Below are 18,282 nucleotides of genomic sequence, written 5' to 3'. Positions count from 1 at the left end.
TGCAAAAATACGCATTTCGCATGAAGCTTGAACATGCTAGGCCCTTAGAAGTTAGCCCTATAAAACTAAAAAGGGAGTCGAAATAGGCCAAAACTACAGCTTGCCCCCTTCAACTCCCTCTAATATTGATGATATAGCGAAGAAACTACAGTTCTTCGATAACCTTGCCCAAACGATGGGTAATCTCATCTATGGCCCCAATGCCGTTCACACTGTGGAACTTGCCTTGATTCTCGTAAAAATCCTTTAAAGGAGCCGTTTTCTCATTATACTCGTCAAAACGGTTACGTATCTTAGATTCATCTTGATCATCACTACGGCCGCTTACCTTGCCCCGTTCCAACAAACGTTGAATAAGGACTTCATCATTGGCCTCCAAGGCGATAGTTGCATCTATTTTCATGTCTTTGGTCGCCAAAAACTTATCGAGAGCCTCGGCTTGGGCCACGGTACGCGGAAAACCATCAAAAATAAACCCACTAGCTTCAGGGTTCTTTTCGACCGCATCTTGTAGCATTTTTATGGTTACTTCATCGGGCACCAAATCGCCGCGATCAATATATGATTTCGCCAATTTACCTAGTTCGGTATCGTTTTTCATGTTAAAACGGAAAAGGTCCCCTGTTGAAATATGTTTCAGGTTATACTTATCCTTTAAAAATTCAGCTTGCGTTCCTTTTCCGGCACCCGGTTTCCCGAACAGCACGAGATTGATCATATGTTTCTGGTTTAATTGGTAAACTTCCCTAAGGTTTCGGCCCAACTCATTATAATCGAGACCATAACCCACAATAAATTTATCGGGTATATCTATACCCACATAGTCAATGGTATACTCACCATTGTATACTTCAGACTTATAAAAAAGACTGGCTACCCTGAATTCCTTCACGTTCGCCTTTGAAAAAAGGTGTACCAACTTTTTCAGGGTACGCCCCGTATCGATTATATCTTCTAAAATTATGACACTGCATCCCTCTATGTTTTCAGAAACATCTAAGAGGGTCTCCACAATGCCCGTAGAGGTCAACCCCTGGTACGAGCTCAACTTCACAAAGGAAACTTCGCACGGATACTGGTATTCCTTTAAAAAATCGGAGATAAACATAAAGGCCCCGTTGAGCACTCCCACAAAAATGGGCGTCTCATCTTTATAGTCGGCGGCAACTTGATCGGCCACCTTTTTTACGGCCGCCTTAATTTGCGCTTCGCTCAAGAACGGTTTAAAATGTTTATCGTGTAGCTTTATCACATCGCTTTTTTAAAGAACGGCTAATATAACACTTTGAATTTGCTTTTTTAAGCACACGGCTTCCGTTTTAAGAATTCAACGTATTTTTGCACCATTCATAAAACAAATGCATGTCAACAGATAATTCATCGGAGTACTTTTCCTCACAATTCAAACTGGGCATCCTAGGCGGTGGCCAACTCGGAAAGATGTTACTTTACGAAACCCGTAAATTCGATATTTATACCGTAGTTATGGACGCTTCCAACGAAGCTCCCTCAAAAATTGCTTGCAACGAATTCGTTTTGGGCGACCTGATGGACTTTAACGCGGTTTACGATTTTGGGAAACGGGTAGACGTGCTTACCATTGAAATTGAAAACGTAAATATTGACGCGCTTGAAAAACTCGAAGACGAAGGTCTAAAGGTTTTTCCTCCGACCAAAGCCCTTAAAATCATTCAGAACAAGGCCAAGCAGAAACTCTTCTATGTAGACCATAACATTCCCACAGCCGATTTTCAGCGATTTGCCTATAAAAGTGAGATCAAGGACAGCATCGCGAACGGGGCCTTAAACTTTCCCTTTATCTGGAAGGCCGCCCAGTTCGGTTACGACGGACAAGGGGTGGCCGTCATACGCAAAACCGAAGATTTAGACCGGTTACCTACCGGCGAGTGCATTGCCGAAAAAATGATCGATTTTAAAAACGAACTTGCGGTTATTGTAACCCGAAGTGCCAGTGGTGAGGTAAGGACCTATCCCGTAGTGGAGATGGAATTCCACCCCGAGGCCAACCAGGTAGAGTATGTTATTTGCCCGGCGAGAATCGATGCCACGGTAGCCGCCAAAGCACAGGAAATAGCCCTAAGGGTGAGCGAAAAAATACAGCATGTGGGCATTTTGGCCGTAGAGCTTTTTCTGACCAAAGACGATCAGATCTTAGTTAACGAAGTTGCCCCAAGACCCCACAACAGTGGCCATTACAGTATCGAGGCCAGCTACACCAACCAATTTGAACAACACATCCGCGCAATTTTAGACCTCCCTTTGGGAGATACCAAAAGTAAGGTGGCCGGTATTATGGTAAATTTAGTAGGGGCCGAAGGCCATACAGGTGCGGTCGTCTATGAAAACATGTCCGAAATTTTAGGAATGGAAGGAGTAACTCCCCATATTTACGGCAAGAAAGAAACCCGCCCTTTTAGAAAAATGGGCCACGTTACCATCGTGAACGAGTCGATCTCGGAAGCGCGAAAGATTGCACAACAAGTAAAGGAAACGATAAAAGTCATAAGCAAATAACCCTATGAACAAAGTAGCCGTAGTAATGGGCAGCACTAGCGATATGCCCGTAATGCAAGACGCCATTGATATTTTAAGAGGATTCGACATTGAGGTCGATGTAGACATCGTATCGGCACACAGAACCCCCGAAAAACTCTTTGATTTCAGTAAAAACGCCCATACCAAGGGTTACAAAGTAATTATAGCCGGTGCCGGTGGTGCCGCCCACTTACCCGGGATGGTGGCATCTATGTCTCCCTTACCCGTTATAGGCGTACCGGTAAAAAGCAGTAATTCCATAGATGGATGGGATTCCGTTCTCTCCATCCTTCAAATGCCCGGCGGCGTTCCCGTAGCCACAGTAGCCCTAAACGGGGCAAAAAATGCCGGTATTTTGGCCGCACAAATCATAGGGAGCTCTGACAAATGCGTTTTAGACAAAATTATTCTCTACAAAGAAGGGCTAAAGCAAAAGGTTATCGACGGAGCAAAATCGGTAGCTGGCAAAAAGTAATACTTTACACTTCAAAACCCTCCTTTTCATTATGAACTACCCATCTCTTTTCGGTTTTCTGATAAGTATTGTGGCCATTTTTGTTCTGTTTTTTTTAAGAGGAAAAGTCAAAAACCCTTACGTTAGAAGTGCGTGGCGCTGCTCGCTACTGTTCTTCTCGATGTATGGACTGATATTGGTACTCGTATTTTTACGATGGAAGTATTACCAAATGCAGTTAGACACTTTTGACCTTAATTCGAACGGCACCATAGATCTGGCCGAATACACCAAAGATTATCGAAACGTAAGAGACAAGGTATTGATCGACACCACTAGAAATTTGGCTTTTATGACAGGTGCGGCACTATCCTTTCTTCTCGCCGGCCTCGCTTTTATTTTAGATTTGATCAATACCCGTTTTCAGCTAAAAAACAATCCCTTGAAAATATAACGCAACAAAAATCTTACGACATATGAATCCTTTATTGACCCCTTTTGACACCGCTCCTTTTTCACAGATAAAGAACGAAGATTTTAAACCCGCCTTTTTACAGGCCATGAAAGAGGCCCGTGCCGAAATAGACCGGATTACCGAAAATTCGGAGGCACCTTCTTTTGCCAACACTATCGAGGCCCTTGAATTTTCAGGACAACAACTAGACCGGATCTCGAGCATATTCTTCAATTTGAATTCAGCGGAAACCAATGAAGAGATTCAAAAGATAGCTCAAGAAATTTCACCCTTGCTATCTGAATTTAGCAACGACATCACACTGAACGAAGCCTTGTTCAAACGTATAAAAACGGTTTATGGGCAAAGAGATTCATTAGACCTAACGGTAGAGCAACAGACCTTGCTCGACAAAAAATACAAGAGTTTCAGCAGAAACGGTGCCAACCTGAGCGATGACAAAAAGAAGCGCCTACGTGAAATCGACGCCGAACTGTCCCAACTTAAACTCAAATTCGGGGAGAACGTACTGGCCGAGACCAATACGTACGAAATGCACCTGACCGATGAAAATGATTTAGACGGTTTACCTGAAGGAGAAAAAGAAGCTGCGGCCCAATTGGCCCAATCAAAAGGTAAAGAAGGCTGGCTGGTCACCCTAGACTACCCGAGCTATATCCCTTTTATGAAGTACGCCAAAAATCGTGGGCTCCGAAAAAAACTGGCACTGGCCTTTGGCAGCAAAGCCTTTCACGGCGATGAACATGACAACCAAGAAAACGTTCTTAAAATTGCCCAATTGAGGTATGAACGCGCCAATTTACTCGGCTACAAAACACATGCCCACTTTGTATTGGAGGAACGCATGGCTGAAACTCCCGAAAAAGTGCACCAATTTCTAAATGAATTGCTAGTAAAGGCCAAACCCGCCGCTAAAAAAGAATTTATCGAACTGGAAAAATTCGCAAAAGAACTTGACGCCATCGACCGATTGGAAAAATGGGACGGCAGCTACTACTCTGAAAAACTCAAGCAAAAACGGTTCAACCTTGACGACGAAAAGCTAAAGCCTTATTTCAAACTTGAAAATGTAATAGATGGGGTTTTTAAAGTGGCGGAAAAATTGTTCGACCTAAAATTCGAAGAGGTATCCGACATTGAAAAGTATCATGACGAAGTAAAAACTTACAAGGTTTATGACACTTCAGGAAACTTCATCTCGGTCTTTTATGCCGATTTTCATCCAAGAAAAGGAAAACGTGGCGGCGCTTGGATGACATCGTACAAACCACAATACCGATTGAAGGGTAAAAATGTACGTCCGCATATATCCAACGTCTGTAATTTTACACGATCGACTCCCAGCAAACCTTCACTTTTGACCTTTAACGAAGTTACCACATTATTTCATGAGTTCGGTCACGGACTTCATGGTATGCTGGCCAACACCACCTACCCTAGTCTTTCAGGAACTTCGGTGTTCTGGGATTTTGTTGAACTGCCCAGTCAGGTCATGGAAAATTGGTGCTATGAAAAAGAGGCCCTAGAGCTTTTTGCCAAGCATTATGAAACAGGGGAAGTAATTCCAATGGAATTGGTACAAAAAATCAAGGAGTCGTCCACCTTTCAAGAAGGCATGCAAACCTTGAGACAATTGAGTTTTGGTTTATTGGATATGTCTTGGCACGGTATCGACCCATCGGGCATTACCGATGTTAAGCAACACGAAAGTGAAGCCTTTAAAGACACCAACCTGTATCCCGACACCCCGGAAACCTGTATGAGCACGGCTTTTTCCCATATATTTCAAGGTGGCTATTCTTCGGGCTACTACAGTTATAAATGGGCCGAAGTTCTCGATGCCGATGCTTTTGCCCTTTTCAAAGAAAAAGGTATCTTTAACAAGGAAGTCGCTACAAAGTTCAAGGATAACGTGCTTTCAAAAGGCGGCACCGAGAACCCTATGGTGCTATATAAACGCTTTAGGGGAGCAGAACCAAAGGTAGAAGCCTTACTGGAAAGAGCCGGCCTGCTTGAATAAATCCAAATTTTTAAAAAAAATTAACCTAAATTATGTTTTGTAAGTTTTTTCTTATATATTTACGTAACATAAGTAGGTTGAAAAGGTTATATCAAATAATTTTTTTAACGGTTTAAAAGAGGGTGTGGGGACGCCCTCTTTTTTTATTCCCCAGAAACTTCTACAAAATACAAATTAAATCATCGTCAAATTTGGGCTTAGGTTTTTTTACCTCGCAGGCTTTTTAGAACTTCGCCAAAAAAAGCGATGGTCATATTCGTTGACATGGACGAAGTTATTGCGGACACCTACGGTGCGCATATAGAAATTTACAACAAACAGTTTAACGAGAACCTGACAGTGGAGCTTTGCAACGGCAACGAGGTCTGGCGTATGGTTCCGTCCGAACGTCAGCAAAGTGTTCGCGACCATGCCCGGAACAGAGGCTTCTTCCGCAACCTGAAACCCATTAAAAATGCCCAAGACGTATTAAGGAAGCTAAACGAAAAGCACGAAGTATACATAGCCAGTGCCGCCATGCAGTTTCCGAATTCACTCGAGGAAAAATCCGATTGGTTAGATGAACACCTTTCCTTCATTCCATGGCAAAACCGTATTCTCTGCGGTCATAAGCACATTCTGTTGGGCGATGTTCTCATCGACGATCGCAGTTACAACCTTGAAAAGTTCAATGGGCGAACCCTGCTGTTCACCTCTCCACATAATATAAACACTACGGGTTTTGAACGTGCGAACAATTGGTTAGAGGTGGCCGACAAGCTCCTTTAATTCTTTTTAGAAGCCACATAAGCGTCGTAGCCGCCTTCTAGGTCAACCACATTAAAGCCTAAAGAATCAAGTACCTGGGCCGCTTTGGCGCTACGTCCGCCTTTCTTGCAATACACGTATACGGTCTGCGCCCGATCGATGCTATCGACGCGTTCTGCAAAATCAGCATCGAACCAATTGATATTTACGGCCTTATCTAAATGTCCCCCATTAAATTCTTCGGGAGTACGAACATCCAGCAAAATCGCATTTTCTATATCATTCTGTGAAAAATCTGTGATAGGTTTTGTTTTACTTTGAGCACAACCTAAAGTAATCATACATAGTAAAAGAGTGAATATGTAGACTTTCATGTTCAAGAAGTTTAATCAAAAATAAGAAATATGGCGGCATTAAATTATATTAGAAGCAATGAAAAAAAATTAAAGGTCATTAAATCTAATTCCATTACTTTTGACAATGACACGAAACCTATGGCACAACACCAACTACAGCCCGAAAACTGGGTAGATTTATATGCAGATTACCTTTTCAACTATGCCATCGGCCGCATAAGCGATTCGGAAGTAGCAAAAGATTTGGTACAGGAAACCTTTATGGCCGGACTAAAATCGGCAAAAAACTATAAGGGAGATGCCGCTGAACGCACTTGGTTGATTGCTATTCTGAAACGAAAAGTAATCGATTATTATCGAAAGATAAATTCAAACAAAGGCAAGGCCGAGGTTCGAATGAACTACAGTGCACAAAGCGACGCGGAAGGCGATTGGCTAGAAGAACAAGTAGCCGACCCTTTTAGTTCGTTTGAAAACAGCAACATAGAAAACGAAGAACTAGGTCTCGCCATACAAGACTGCATCTCTAAATTACCAAAAAAACAGGCCCTGGTATTTACAATGAAAACCATTCAAGGAATTAGTACCGAAGATATTTGTAATGAGCTCGATATTAATCCGTCTAACCTGTGGGTAATGATACATAGAGCTAGAACGGCCTTGATGGATTGCCTTAATCAAAATTGGTTTTAAATATGATTTCTTGCGAAAAAGCTGCAATAATTTGCAACAAGGCCCAATATAGGGAAGCCACTTTTATCGAGAAGTTAAAGCTTCGCTTCCATTTACTTATGTGTAAGACCTGTTCAAAGGCCACAAAGAAAAACACCCAACTTACTTCTCTATGCGACAAGGCCAACCTACATAGCCTCACGGAAAACGACAAGCTTAAGATGAAGGAAATTTTACAGGAAAAAGACTAAATGTACATGGTGGTCAATAGCAACAGAAACCACCAAAATATAGAAATAGCCTCCACCCAAAACGAAGCAAAATACCGATTTTGCCTTCGTCCCGTTATAAACATTAGGGAACCAAGTATCAAAAAGACTATACCCGCCGCTATCGCCTCACCACTAGATACACTATTTTTCAGGAAAATCAAGAAAAAGAACGGAACGCTCAAGAAAGAACCAAAGATTTTAGTGTTGGCAATGCCGTAACGCTGTGGCAAAGTCTTTAAATCAGGAGCATCAAAGGCCAAATCACGAATTTCGAAGGGAATCAATAAGATCAACACAAAAATAAAGCGTTGAACGGTTTCTACCCAAACGTCTTTTGTCATAGGTTGTTCGGCCGCCAACATAGGCAAGATTACCGTTGCCCCCGCCCATACCAGGGCCACAATAAAAATTTTTAACCCGCCCCAACTTCTCAAGTTTTTTGCATGGGGCAATAAGGGTAAGGCATAGAGTCCCGTCAATCCCACGAGCCCCACAACACCGAACCAGACTTTCAATGACAAAAACCAACCATGGTAAAGTGCAATGAGCAAGGCTATTATACTTACCAACTGAATATTCTTGTGATAGCGATTGGCCACAAGAATGTACTTTTTTGCCTCCACCCCGTACTTTACGAAATTGTAACAAGCCACCGAACCAAAAAAAAGAAACCAGGCCAAGTGACTGTCTACCTCAAAGCCCAAGGTAATATCGGTAATATGTACAAGGGCATACACCCCAAAGGCTATATGTATACTTGCATCAAGGTAAAAGTCGAAAATGCGCTTTATAGCCTTCATCTTACAAAATTAACCAAACTGTTCATAAACTGCCGTTTTAGTTAAAAACTTTAATGACCTAACACAATTATGTGATTTTTTTAAGGGATTAAATGTCTAATTTTACGCCACTTTTACAATAAGCTATGAAGACAGATGTATTTGCTTTACGCCATATAGGCATTAAGGAAGAAGATCGAGAGCACATGCTCAAGACTGTAGGTACCGAAACCTTGGACCAGCTCATTTACGAGACCATCCCCAACGACATTCGTTTAAAGGAACCATTGCAGCTGAATGCCGCAATGAGCGAACACAAATTTCTGGCCCATATTCAAGAATTATCGGAGCAGAACCAGGTATTCCGTTCATATATCGGTTTAGGATACCATGAGAGTTTGACGCCTTCCGTAATCAAAAGGAATATTCTTGAAAACCCGGGTTGGTATACCGCTTACACCCCATATCAAGCTGAAATTGCACAGGGCCGACTAGAGGCGCTTTTAAATTTTCAGACCCTAGTCGCCGACCTTACAGGTATGGAACTGGCCAATGCATCACTATTGGACGAAAGTACGGCCGCAGCGGAAGCCATGACCATGTTGTACGATGTTCGCAGTCGTCAACAAAAGAAAAACGGTATTCTAAAATTCTTCGTATCAGAAGAAGTTCTTCCGCAGACCCTATCCCTTTTAAAAACACGTTCAAAACCTTTGGGTATTGAACTGGTAATAGGAAACCATGAAGAATTTACCTTTGGACAAGATTTTTACGGGGCCCTATTACAGTACCCTGGCAAATACGGACAAGTAAACGACTATAGCGACTTTGTTTCCAAAGCCCAAGAAAACGATATTAAAGTTGCCGTTTCCGCAGATATCTTAAGCTTGGTGCTGCTTACCCCTCCAGGGGAATTCGGCGTAGACGTAGTTGTCGGCACCACCCAAAGATTCGGTATTCCTTTGGGCTATGGAGGCCCTCACGCCGCATTTTTCGCTACCAAAGAGGCCTACAAAAGAAACATTCCCGGCCGTATTATCGGTATTACAAAAGACACTGACGGGAATATGGCATTGCGGATGGCACTTCAAACGCGAGAACAGCACATAAAACGCGACAAGGCCACATCGAATATATGCACCGCGCAGGTACTATTGGCCGTTATGGCCGGTATGTACGCCGTTTATCACGGACCTGAAGGCCTGAAATACATTGCAAGAAAAGTCCACCATACCGCCGTAACCTTGGCCGATGCCCTTGAGAAATTAGGCCTCTACCAAACCAATCTTTCGTATTTTGATACGATTACGGTCAAGACCAAGGCCAACCGCGTTCGTACAATAGCAGAGCAAAACGAAGTAAACTTTCTTTACATAGACGACGAAACAGTTTCCATAGCGGTAAACGAGGCGACCTCATTGCAAGACCTAAATCAAATCGTTTCCATTTTCGCTGAAGCACTTGAAAAGAACGCAGCCCCAATCGAGGAGCTATCCACAAAAACCGCGCTACCTTCAAATGTGCAGCGCCAATCGAATTTCCTACAGAACGAAGTCTTCAATCTATACCATTCAGAGACCGAGCTTATGCGCTACATAAAAAAATTGGAGCGCAAAGACCTTTCCCTGAACCATTCGATGATTTCCTTGGGATCATGTACCATGAAATTGAATGCAGCCTCAGAAATGTTGCCCTTGAGTATGGCACGTTGGGCGAATATCCATCCCTTCGTACCCATCGAACAAGCAAAAGGCTACCAATACGTACTCAAGGAACTGGCCAAAGACCTTTCTACGATTACCGGATTTGCCGCAACCTCGTTGCAGCCGAATTCCGGTGCACAGGGCGAGTATGCCGGACTCATGGTCATCAGGGCCTATCACGAATCACGTAACGAAGGCCATAGGAACGTCTGCATCATTCCCGCTTCGGCGCACGGCACCAACCCGGCTTCTGCCGTAATGGCCGGTATGAAAGTCGTCGTTACCAAAACCGATGAACGAGGAAACATAGACGTAGCCGACCTAGAGGACAAGGTCTTGAAACACGCAGACCAGCTTGCCGCCTTAATGGTTACCTATCCCTCTACCCATGGTGTTTTTGAATCATCTATAAAACAGATTACCCAACTCGTACATGACCACGGGGGCCAAGTGTATATGGACGGTGCCAACATGAATGCCCAGGTCGGACTTACCAATCCTGCCATTATCGGTGCCGATGTTTGTCACTTGAACCTTCACAAGACCTTTGCCATACCCCATGGTGGTGGTGGTCCTGGTGTAGGCCCTATATGTGTAGCCGAACAACTGGCACCCTTCCTTCCCGGAAACCCAGTAGTGGAAACCGGTGGCGATAAGGCCATTACCGCAATATCGGCCGCTCCTTGGGGCAGTTCATTGGTATGCCTGATCTCTTATGGCTACATTAAAATGCTCGGGGAAAAAGGACTTAGACATTCCACAGAAATCGCCATTTTAAATGCCAACTACATCAAACAGAAACTTAGTGGAGCCTATGATGTACTTTATACAGGCGAAAACGGACGTGCAGCCCATGAGATGATCATTGATTGCCGCCCCTTTAAAAAGAACGGTATAGAAGTTACCGATATCGCCAAGAGATTGATGGATTATGGCTTTCACGCCCCTACCGTTTCTTTTCCCGTTGCAGGTACCTTAATGATCGAACCTACCGAAAGTGAAAGTCGGGCCGAACTTGATCGTTTTTGCGAAGCCATGTTATCGATCAAGGAAGAAATCAATGCTTCTTCTTCCGACGAACCTAACAATGTGCTGAAAAATTCGCCCCACACCTTGGGTATGCTTACGAACGATACATGGAACTTTCCTTACAGCAGACAAAAAGCGGCATTTCCGCTTCCATTTATTCAAGAAAACAAATTTTGGCCTTCGGTCAGGCGAGTTGACGATGCCTATGGAGACCGTAATTTAATATGTACGTGTGCGCCAATAGAAGCCTACGCCGAGGCTGAATAAAACAACACAAACAATTATAAGACAACCCTTTACATTCAAACTGTAAAGGGTTTCTATTTTAAGTATTCCCCTACAAAAACTCCTTGAACATCGTAATAACTACTATGCATGCATAGCAGTAAATCTATTATACCGTATCTTGTAAGGTGCTAAAATAATATATACTATGTCGATTGCAATTACAGGAACAGGAAGTTACATACCCTCACTGGTCGTCGCTAACGACAGCTTTGAAAGTCATGATTTTTTAAATGCGGACGGGTCTCCGTTCCCCCATGACAACGCAGTTATTATAAAAAAGTTCGAGGGTATTACCGGCATCGGTGAACGCCGATACGCCGAAAACAATCTAAAAACATCAGACCTAGGTGTCTTAGCCGCTGAAAAAGCGATAGAAGACGCCAAAATTGACAAAGAAACCATAGACTACATTATTTTCGCCCATAATTTCGGGGATCTATCACCAGGTCAAATACAGGGAGATACGCTTCCCAGCTTGGCCAGCAGGGTAAAACAGCTTTTGCAAATTAAAAACCCAAGCTGCATAGCCTACGATCTTATTTTTGGTTGTCCGGGATGGATTCAAGGCGTCATTCAAGCCAACGCCTTTATAAAAAGCGGCATCGCCAAGAGGTGCTTGGTCATTGGCGCGGAAACCTTATCGCGGATTACCGACCCCCACGACAGGGATTCCATGATCTACTCCGATGGTGCCGGAGCGGCCATAATCGAAGAAAAAGAAGGTGCAGGGGAAATACTATCCCACATAAGTGCCACCTACACAAAGGACGAAGCCTATTACCTCTTCTTTGGAACGTCGTATAACAAGGAACACGACAACACCAAGTACATTAAGATGTACGGCCGTAAAATTTATGAATTTGCCGTTACCCATGTACCTCAGGCCATGAAGGATGCCCTGGACAAAAGTGGACTGGGTATAAACGACCTCAAAAAAGTATTCATTCATCAAGCCAATGAAAAGATGGACGAGGCCATAGTAAAACGTTTCTATGGGCTTTACGACATGGAAGCACCGGAAAACATCATGCCCATGAGCATTGGCAAACTAGGCAATAGTTCCGTAGCCACAGTACCTACCCTGTTCGATTTGGTACTTAGTGGAAAAATAGAAAATCAAGAGGTTCAAAAGGGAGATGTTGTTATATTTGCAAGTGTCGGTGCAGGCATGAATATCAATGCCATCGTCTATCAGGTATAACACCCGGTAGATGCACGGGCAACCAACCTTGCAAGCTGTTCAAATGTACGAGAATACCTATCCGAGCAAACGTTTTCAACACACTCTAGAATTTCTTAGAAAGCACGTATCGACCGATGAGTCTATACTGGATCTAGGCGTTGAGAATCCGTTTTCAAAAATCATGAAAGAACAGGGGTATTCCGTAGAGAACACCAAGGGAGAAGATCTAGACCTTGATTTTTCGTCAGTGAAGGCATCCGAGGCCCAGGTCGTTACGGCTTTTGAAATATTCGAACACCTTTTGGCCCCTTTTAACACCTTAAGGGAAATCAAAGCCAATAAACTAGTGGCCAGCATACCTTTGAAACTCTGGTTTTCGCCGGCCTATCGAAGCAAGACCGACCCATGGGACCGTCACTACCACGAATTTGAAGATTGGCAGTTCGATTGGCTCTTGGAAAAGGCCGGTTGGGAAATCAAGGATAGGGCCAAATGGACGAATCCCGTCAAAAAAATAGGTTTACGCCCCTTATTACGAAGTTTTACCCCTCGGTACTACATTGTATATGCCGAAAAAAAACCTGCCGATCAAGCCTGAGAATCCAATTCAATTTCATAGCTTTTGACCTTTAACACCCTATGGCCATGCATTACTATGTTATTGTTCCCGCACATAATGAGGAAGGCTTTTTGGCCGATACCTTAAACTCTATTTTAAGACAGTCATTACAGCCCAAAAGAGTGGTTGTAGTGAACGATAATTCTACAGACGACACAGAGGCCATTATCGACCAATTTTGCACGCTCAGCCCTATTTTTATCAAACTGAACACCCTATCCTCTACCGAACACATGCCAGGGAGCAAAGTGATCAAGGCTTTTAACAAAGGACTCCAACTTCTCGACAAGGATTATGAGTTTATCGTAAAGCTGGATGCCGACCTTATTCTACCCGATAATTACTTTGAAAAGATCGCATATATTTTGCGGGGACAACCCAAGGTCGGCATAGCCGGGGGATTTATTTACGAACAGGACGAAACCGGGGAATGGAAATTAAACCACCCTATGGACAAAAACCATGTTCGCGGGGCCTTTAAAGCCTACACTAATAAGTGTTTCAAAGCCATAGACGGATTACGCAATGCCATGGGCTGGGATACGGTAGACGAATTACTGGCCCAATACCATGACTTCGAAATCTACACCGATGACTCCTTAAAGGTAAAACACCTTAGGCCTACGGGAAACGCATACAACCAAAAGGCCAAACTGCTTCAAGGCAAAGCCATGTACACCATGCGCTATGGCCTTTTAATTACGATAATAGCCTCGTTAAAAATGGCTTTTAAACAGCGTAAACCACAAGCGTTTTCCGATAACCTATATGGCTACCTTGAAGCCAAAAAAGAGAATACCCCTTTCTTGGTCAGCAAATCCGAAGGTCAGTTCATACGCAACTTGCGCTGGAAAAATATAAAGAACAAACTCTTTTGACCGACCCCTTACAAAATAAAAAAGCCCGCTATTGCAGCGGGCTTTTTTACTGATATGATCTGAAGTCGATTAAATACCTAACTCTTTCTTTACGTCTGGCAATAGATCCTTACCTTTTGCAACGATAAGACCACCACCTGGCTGGGCATCGATCACGTAGTCAAAACCTTGGGCGGCCGCTACTTTTTCTATGGCCGCTTTGGCTTTGTCGGATATCGGTGCAAAAAGCTCCTGTTGTTTTTTCTGTAGTTCACGTTGTGCAGCTTGTTGTGCTTCACCAATATTCTTTTGAACACCTTGAAGCTCTATCGCTCTTTTTTCGTTCTCTTCTTTTGATTTGGAAGGCGCTTCGTTTTGATACAAGGTAGCCTTGTTCTGAAACTCGGTCATAGAACTTTCAATATCGGCATTATACGTTTCAGACAATTTTTTAAGCTCCGCTTCAGCAGCTTTCATCTCCGGCATTGCACTTAATAATTGGGTAACATCAATATGTGCTACTTTGCTCTGTGCGTTAACAAAACCTGTAGCGGCTACGAACAATACTAAGGCTACTGCTATTTTCTTTAAGTGTTTCATGATAATTCTAGTTAATAAAATTGAGTGTTAATTTCAGGTTAATGTATTTTTCAATGTTCGACATTTGGTATACAAATCGCCGCAATGTATTAAAATTATGTCTATTTAGCAGATGATTGCGGCACTTTGTTAATTAAACCTTCTTACTCTTCGGTTTCCTTCTCATCTTGCCCGCCTCCTTTGCGTTCTTCGAGCTTCTCTTTGCGTTTGGCCTCACGTTCCTCCAAGAGTTTCTTTCTTCGGGCTTCATACGCCTTTTTGCGTTCCTCCCTTAGTTTTAACTGCTCGGCCCGTTTCTCCTCTACACTCTTCTCTCTGGCCTCTTGCGCCTTTTCCGCATTCTCTTTCCTTTCCTTGAGGGCTTCGCTCATTTCCTTTTCGGCCTCTTCCCCATCTTCAAACTTACTCCTACTATCTTTCTTGGGCTTGCTGATCTTTCGCGTTCTGGAAATACCCCTGAGCACCAAGTCGCTAATATCGTGCCTTTTTTCGGAATACAACATAACCACATCGGCCGATTTATCGAAAATAAAGTCGTATTTCTTATTGGCCCCGATTTTTTGAACCTCGTTGAACACTTGATCTTGAATCGGTTGGATTAGGCGTCGTTTCTGTAATACCAAGTCACCTTGCGGACCGAAACGATCTTGTTGGTATTCTACCATTTCCTTTTCAAGAATCTGGATCTCTTCTTCCCTTTCGGCAATCAGCTCATCGGTCAAGAGCACACGTTCGGCCATCAAATCTTTCTTCATCTGCTCAACCTCGCTCTGCTTCTGCTCAATATCGATTTTCCATTTCTGGACCTTGTCCGCCAATTGTTTGTTGGCATCCCTATACTCTTCTACGTTCTCCAAGATATATTCCATATCTACGTATGCGATACGTACGCCACGTTGAGCAAATGTATATACCGAACACAAGGTTAGTACCAGTACAAAAAGAACGTTTGATTTTGTTTTCATTATTTTATCGTTTTATCCAATAGAAAATATCGTGCCAAAATTACTAAAACCTTTAAAATGAGCGCTTTAGCATATTAAACGATTCCTTAAATTAAAACTGTTGGCCGATAATGAAGTGTGTTTGAAGTCCGCTAGGTCCGTTTCCGATAGACTGAGGTCTATTATCTTCATCAAACCCATAACCAAAATCAATACCCAATAACCCGAATGCCGGCATAAATATGCGCAGCCCCACTCCGGCCGATCGTTTTATTTGAAACGGATTAAATTCCTGAAAATTGTTGAAAGCGTTACCTCCTTCCATAAATGCAAGCATATAAATGGAAGCTGAAGGTTTTAAGGTTAATGGATAGCGTAGTTCCATAGAAAACTTATTGTAGACCAAACCACCTTCTTGCTGACTTGTTACGGGGTCGATAGGGGTCAACGATTGGTTTTCGTAACCTCTCAACTGCACCACGTCACGACCATCCAAAGTAAAGTTCCCTAGACCGTCACCACCGACGAAAAAACGCTCAAAAGGCACATCGCCCACATCGTTGTTATAGTTCCCCAAGAAACCGAATTCCGCATTGGTACGCAAGACCAATTTATCAACCAAGGTCGTATACCAATCTCCTTTAAACTTTACCTTATAGTATTCCAACCACCTAAAGCGTTCTTGGTCGATTTCTTCCAATTCCGCATCGTCTGCTGCACTAAGTCCTCCCTGTTGGGCCTCCAATAAGGTCAACTCCTCGCTACGGTCTCGTAAGCTCTCGAAATCTTTGCTGCTAAAAAGGGAGTATGGCGGTGTAAACTTGGCGGTAATTTCAAAATTAGACCCACCCCTCGGGTAAATACGTCCACCAGAAGTAGCGTTTCTTGAAATCCCCAAGGTATAGGCAAAGGAATTTGATTTTCCGTTACCAAAGTTGAACAATCCGATATCATAGTTATTAAACTCGTACAATTGGTAGCTCAAGGAATGTGAAATGGTGAAAAAATCGTCGGGCCATTGTACACGCTTTGCCAAACCTGCAGAAATACCTGTAATGGAAAAACCACGGTCTTTATCAACTTCGATCTTACTACTGGTAGAGTTGTTGTAATCTACCCCGAACTGTTGTGTTCTCGAAAGGTTCAAACTAAATTGAACGGGCTTTCTTCCACCCAACCAAGGTTCTGCAAAGTTAAGACTGTAAACCCTAAAGGTTCTACTGGCCTGCACCCTCATGGCGAAAGTCTGACCGTCACCCATAGGCACCGGCTTATACTCCTCGCCCTTTAAAATATTTTTTATAGAGAAGTTATTGAACGAAAGTCCTAAAGTTCCGATAAAACCTCCACCGCCATAACCACCTTGCAGTTCTATCTGGCTCGATCCCGACTCTACCAAGTTGTACTTGATATCAACCGTACCTTCATTAGGGTTCGGATTAAGAATATCCGGTTTAATTTGTTCCGCATCAAAGTATCCCAACTGTTGTAGTTCGCGAATCGTTCTAATGATATCACTCTTATTGTATTTTTGACCTGGTCTTGTACGGAGCTCACGATAGATTACGTGGTCATTGGTACGGTCGTTACCGACTACGTCTACATGGTTAAGAAAAGTTTCCTTTCCTTCAATGACCCGTATTTCAAAATTAATGGTATCGTTTTCCGCAGAAACCTCTACGGGATTGATACTAGAAAACAAATATCCGTTATTCTGATACAGGCTGGTAACATCCTGGGGTTCAGGTTTTGAATCATCGGCAATACGCTCCCTCAATAAAACACCGTTATACGTATCCCCTTTTTTAATACCCAGTACTGCGGCCAACTGACGGTCGGTATAAACACTGTTACCTACAAAATCAATATCACCGAAATAGTACTTATTACCTTCTTCTATCTGATACTTTAATATAATGTTGTTCTCATCTACCTTTATAACCGAATCGGAAAGGATACGTGCATCACGGTAACCGTTTTCTGCATACTTATCGGCCAGAAGGTCTAAATCATTTTCGTAATCTTCTTCAATGAATTTAGATTTCTTCCAGAAACGCCAAAAGCGTTTTTCCTTGGTTTTCTTAAAGGCACCTTTTAACTTTTTATCGGAAAGCTGTTCGTTCCCTTCAAAGATGATTTTCTTGATCTTTACCTTATCCCCTTTGTTTACATTGATAACCATCTTCTGGGCATTGGTCTCAGAAGTATCGTTGGCCACGATGATAGAGGTCTTTGCATTTAAATACCCCTGTTTCTTATACTTATTATCGAGATAGTTTTTAGTATTGGCAATTAAGCTTTCTGTAATCTTCTTGCCTTTTTTCAGGTCGGTATCGTCAAGAATGTCGTCTACCTTTCTAGGTTTTACACCGTTTATGGTGATATCCGACAAAGTAGGGCGCTCTATAATGTTCAATTCAAGAAAGACCTTATCACCTTCGATATTAGTAATATAAAAATCGATATTCTTGAAAAGCTCAAGCCCCCAAAGTTTATTGATAACACTACTGATCTCATCTCCCGGTAAGGTGATGGGCTGCCCTACCCTTAATCCGGTATAGGTCTTTACCGTCTGCTCGTTATAACTTTGCAGTCCTGTTACTTCCAAGCCGCCTAAAATGTATTTTTTGCCATCCTCAAAAGAAAGTTCTTGTGCGGAGCAAAATACGGTAGTAAGAAGTAATAGAAGTGTAATTAAAGGTTCGAAGGATATGAACCCTTTCATATC

17 protein-coding genes are annotated in these 18,282 nt (G+C 42.9%); 11 read left to right on the top strand and 6 right to left on the bottom strand.

Annotated features, from left to right (window positions below):
• Positions 1 to 145: 145 nt before the first annotated feature.
• Positions 146 to 1,252: an adenylate kinase gene (locus BW980_RS13890; RefSeq protein WP_076455813.1), complete on the bottom strand. Its 1,107-nt coding sequence runs from the start codon at positions 1,250 to 1,252 to the stop codon at positions 146 to 148.
• A 110-nt stretch (positions 1,253 to 1,362) separates the two neighbouring features.
• Here BW980_RS13890 and BW980_RS13885 point away from each other — a divergent pair, with 110 nt between their 5' ends.
• From BW980_RS13885 to BW980_RS13865, 5 genes are all read left to right on the top strand, one after another.
• Positions 1,363 to 2,535 (top strand): 5-(carboxyamino)imidazole ribonucleotide synthase, encoded by a 1,173-nt coding sequence (locus tag BW980_RS13885; protein ID WP_076455812.1) that lies wholly within the window; start codon positions 1,363 to 1,365, stop codon positions 2,533 to 2,535.
• Between the two features lie 4 nt (positions 2,536 to 2,539).
• Positions 2,540 to 3,031 carry a 5-(carboxyamino)imidazole ribonucleotide mutase gene (gene purE, locus BW980_RS13880; RefSeq protein WP_076455811.1) on the top strand — a complete coding sequence of 164 codons (492 nt, stop codon included), beginning with the start codon at positions 2,540 to 2,542 and terminating at the stop codon, positions 3,029 to 3,031.
• Between the two features lie 31 nt (positions 3,032 to 3,062).
• Entirely contained in the window at positions 3,063 to 3,464 is a 402-nt protein-coding gene (locus tag BW980_RS13875) for a hypothetical protein (protein WP_076455810.1), read from the top strand.
• Positions 3,465 to 3,486: 22 nt separating this feature from the next.
• Positions 3,487 to 5,505: a M3 family metallopeptidase gene (locus BW980_RS13870; protein WP_076455809.1), complete on the top strand. Its 2,019-nt coding sequence runs from the start codon at positions 3,487 to 3,489 to the stop codon at positions 5,503 to 5,505.
• A gap of 246 nt (positions 5,506 to 5,751) precedes the next feature.
• Entirely contained in the window at positions 5,752 to 6,273 is a 522-nt protein-coding gene (locus BW980_RS13865) for a 5' nucleotidase, NT5C type (RefSeq protein WP_076455808.1), read from the top strand.
• Here the strand turns inward: BW980_RS13865 and BW980_RS13860 are convergent.
• Complete coding sequence (locus BW980_RS13860; RefSeq protein ID WP_076455807.1) at positions 6,270 to 6,626, bottom strand: rhodanese-like domain-containing protein; 357 nt, start codon at positions 6,624 to 6,626, stop codon at positions 6,270 to 6,272. The genes BW980_RS13865 and BW980_RS13860 overlap by 4 nt on opposite strands.
• Before the next feature lie 120 nt (positions 6,627 to 6,746).
• On the opposite strand from BW980_RS13860, the gene BW980_RS13855 reads away from it, so the two are divergent.
• Together BW980_RS13855 and BW980_RS13850 are read left to right on the top strand one after the other, a co-directional pair.
• Positions 6,747 to 7,301 (top strand): sigma-70 family RNA polymerase sigma factor, encoded by a 555-nt coding sequence (locus tag BW980_RS13855; RefSeq protein ID WP_076456269.1) that lies wholly within the window; start codon positions 6,747 to 6,749, stop codon positions 7,299 to 7,301.
• A 2-nt stretch (positions 7,302 to 7,303) separates the two neighbouring features.
• Entirely contained in the window at positions 7,304 to 7,531 is a 228-nt protein-coding gene (locus BW980_RS13850) for a hypothetical protein (RefSeq protein ID WP_076455806.1), read from the top strand.
• On the opposite strand, the gene BW980_RS13845 is transcribed toward BW980_RS13850, so the two are convergent.
• Positions 7,528 to 8,352, bottom strand: a complete 825-nt coding sequence (locus tag BW980_RS13845) for a UbiA prenyltransferase family protein (RefSeq protein WP_076455805.1) — start codon at positions 8,350 to 8,352, stop codon at positions 7,528 to 7,530. The genes BW980_RS13850 and BW980_RS13845 overlap by 4 nt on opposite strands.
• Positions 8,353 to 8,477: 125 nt before the next feature.
• Here BW980_RS13845 and gcvP point away from each other — a divergent pair, with 125 nt between their 5' ends.
• The 4 genes from gcvP (at position 8,478) to BW980_RS13825 (ending at position 14,031) form a co-directional block, all read left to right on the top strand.
• A complete protein-coding gene (gene gcvP, locus BW980_RS13840) occupies positions 8,478 to 11,330 on the top strand; it encodes an aminomethyl-transferring glycine dehydrogenase (RefSeq protein WP_076455804.1) in 2,853 nt (950 codons plus the stop codon).
• A gap of 166 nt (positions 11,331 to 11,496) precedes the next feature.
• Positions 11,497 to 12,552 (top strand): 3-oxoacyl-ACP synthase III family protein, encoded by a 1,056-nt coding sequence (locus BW980_RS13835; protein ID WP_076455803.1) that lies wholly within the window; start codon positions 11,497 to 11,499, stop codon positions 12,550 to 12,552.
• A 43-nt stretch (positions 12,553 to 12,595) separates the two neighbouring features.
• Complete coding sequence (locus BW980_RS13830) at positions 12,596 to 13,132, top strand: class I SAM-dependent methyltransferase (protein WP_076455802.1); 537 nt, start codon at positions 12,596 to 12,598, stop codon at positions 13,130 to 13,132.
• Between the two features lie 47 nt (positions 13,133 to 13,179).
• The gene (locus tag BW980_RS13825; RefSeq protein ID WP_076456268.1) at positions 13,180 to 14,031 is read left to right on the top strand and encodes a glycosyltransferase family 2 protein; all 852 of its coding nucleotides are present in this window, start codon (positions 13,180 to 13,182) and stop codon (positions 14,029 to 14,031) included.
• 69 nt (positions 14,032 to 14,100) lie between these two features.
• Here the strand turns inward: BW980_RS13825 and BW980_RS13820 are convergent, their stop codons facing one another.
• From BW980_RS13820 to BW980_RS13810, 3 genes are all read right to left on the bottom strand, one after another.
• Entirely contained in the window at positions 14,101 to 14,610 is a 510-nt protein-coding gene (locus tag BW980_RS13820) for an OmpH/Skp family outer membrane protein (RefSeq protein WP_013993810.1), read from the bottom strand.
• A 143-nt stretch (positions 14,611 to 14,753) separates the two neighbouring features.
• Positions 14,754 to 15,575 (bottom strand): OmpH/Skp family outer membrane protein, encoded by an 822-nt coding sequence (locus BW980_RS13815; protein ID WP_076455801.1) that lies wholly within the window; start codon positions 15,573 to 15,575, stop codon positions 14,754 to 14,756.
• A gap of 91 nt (positions 15,576 to 15,666) precedes the next feature.
• On the bottom strand, positions 15,667 to 18,279 hold the full coding sequence (locus BW980_RS13810; protein ID WP_076455800.1) for a BamA/OMP85 family outer membrane protein: 2,613 nt from the start codon (positions 18,277 to 18,279) through the stop codon (positions 15,667 to 15,669).
• Positions 18,280 to 18,282 lie beyond the last annotated feature (3 nt).

The sequence above is a fragment of the Zobellia uliginosa genome, from assembly GCF_900156625.1.
In the GTDB taxonomy this organism is placed as follows: domain Bacteria; phylum Bacteroidota; class Bacteroidia; order Flavobacteriales; family Flavobacteriaceae; genus Zobellia; species Zobellia uliginosa.
Note: the sequence above shows the minus strand (reverse complement) of the source record. Positions and strands in the feature narration are given on the sequence as shown.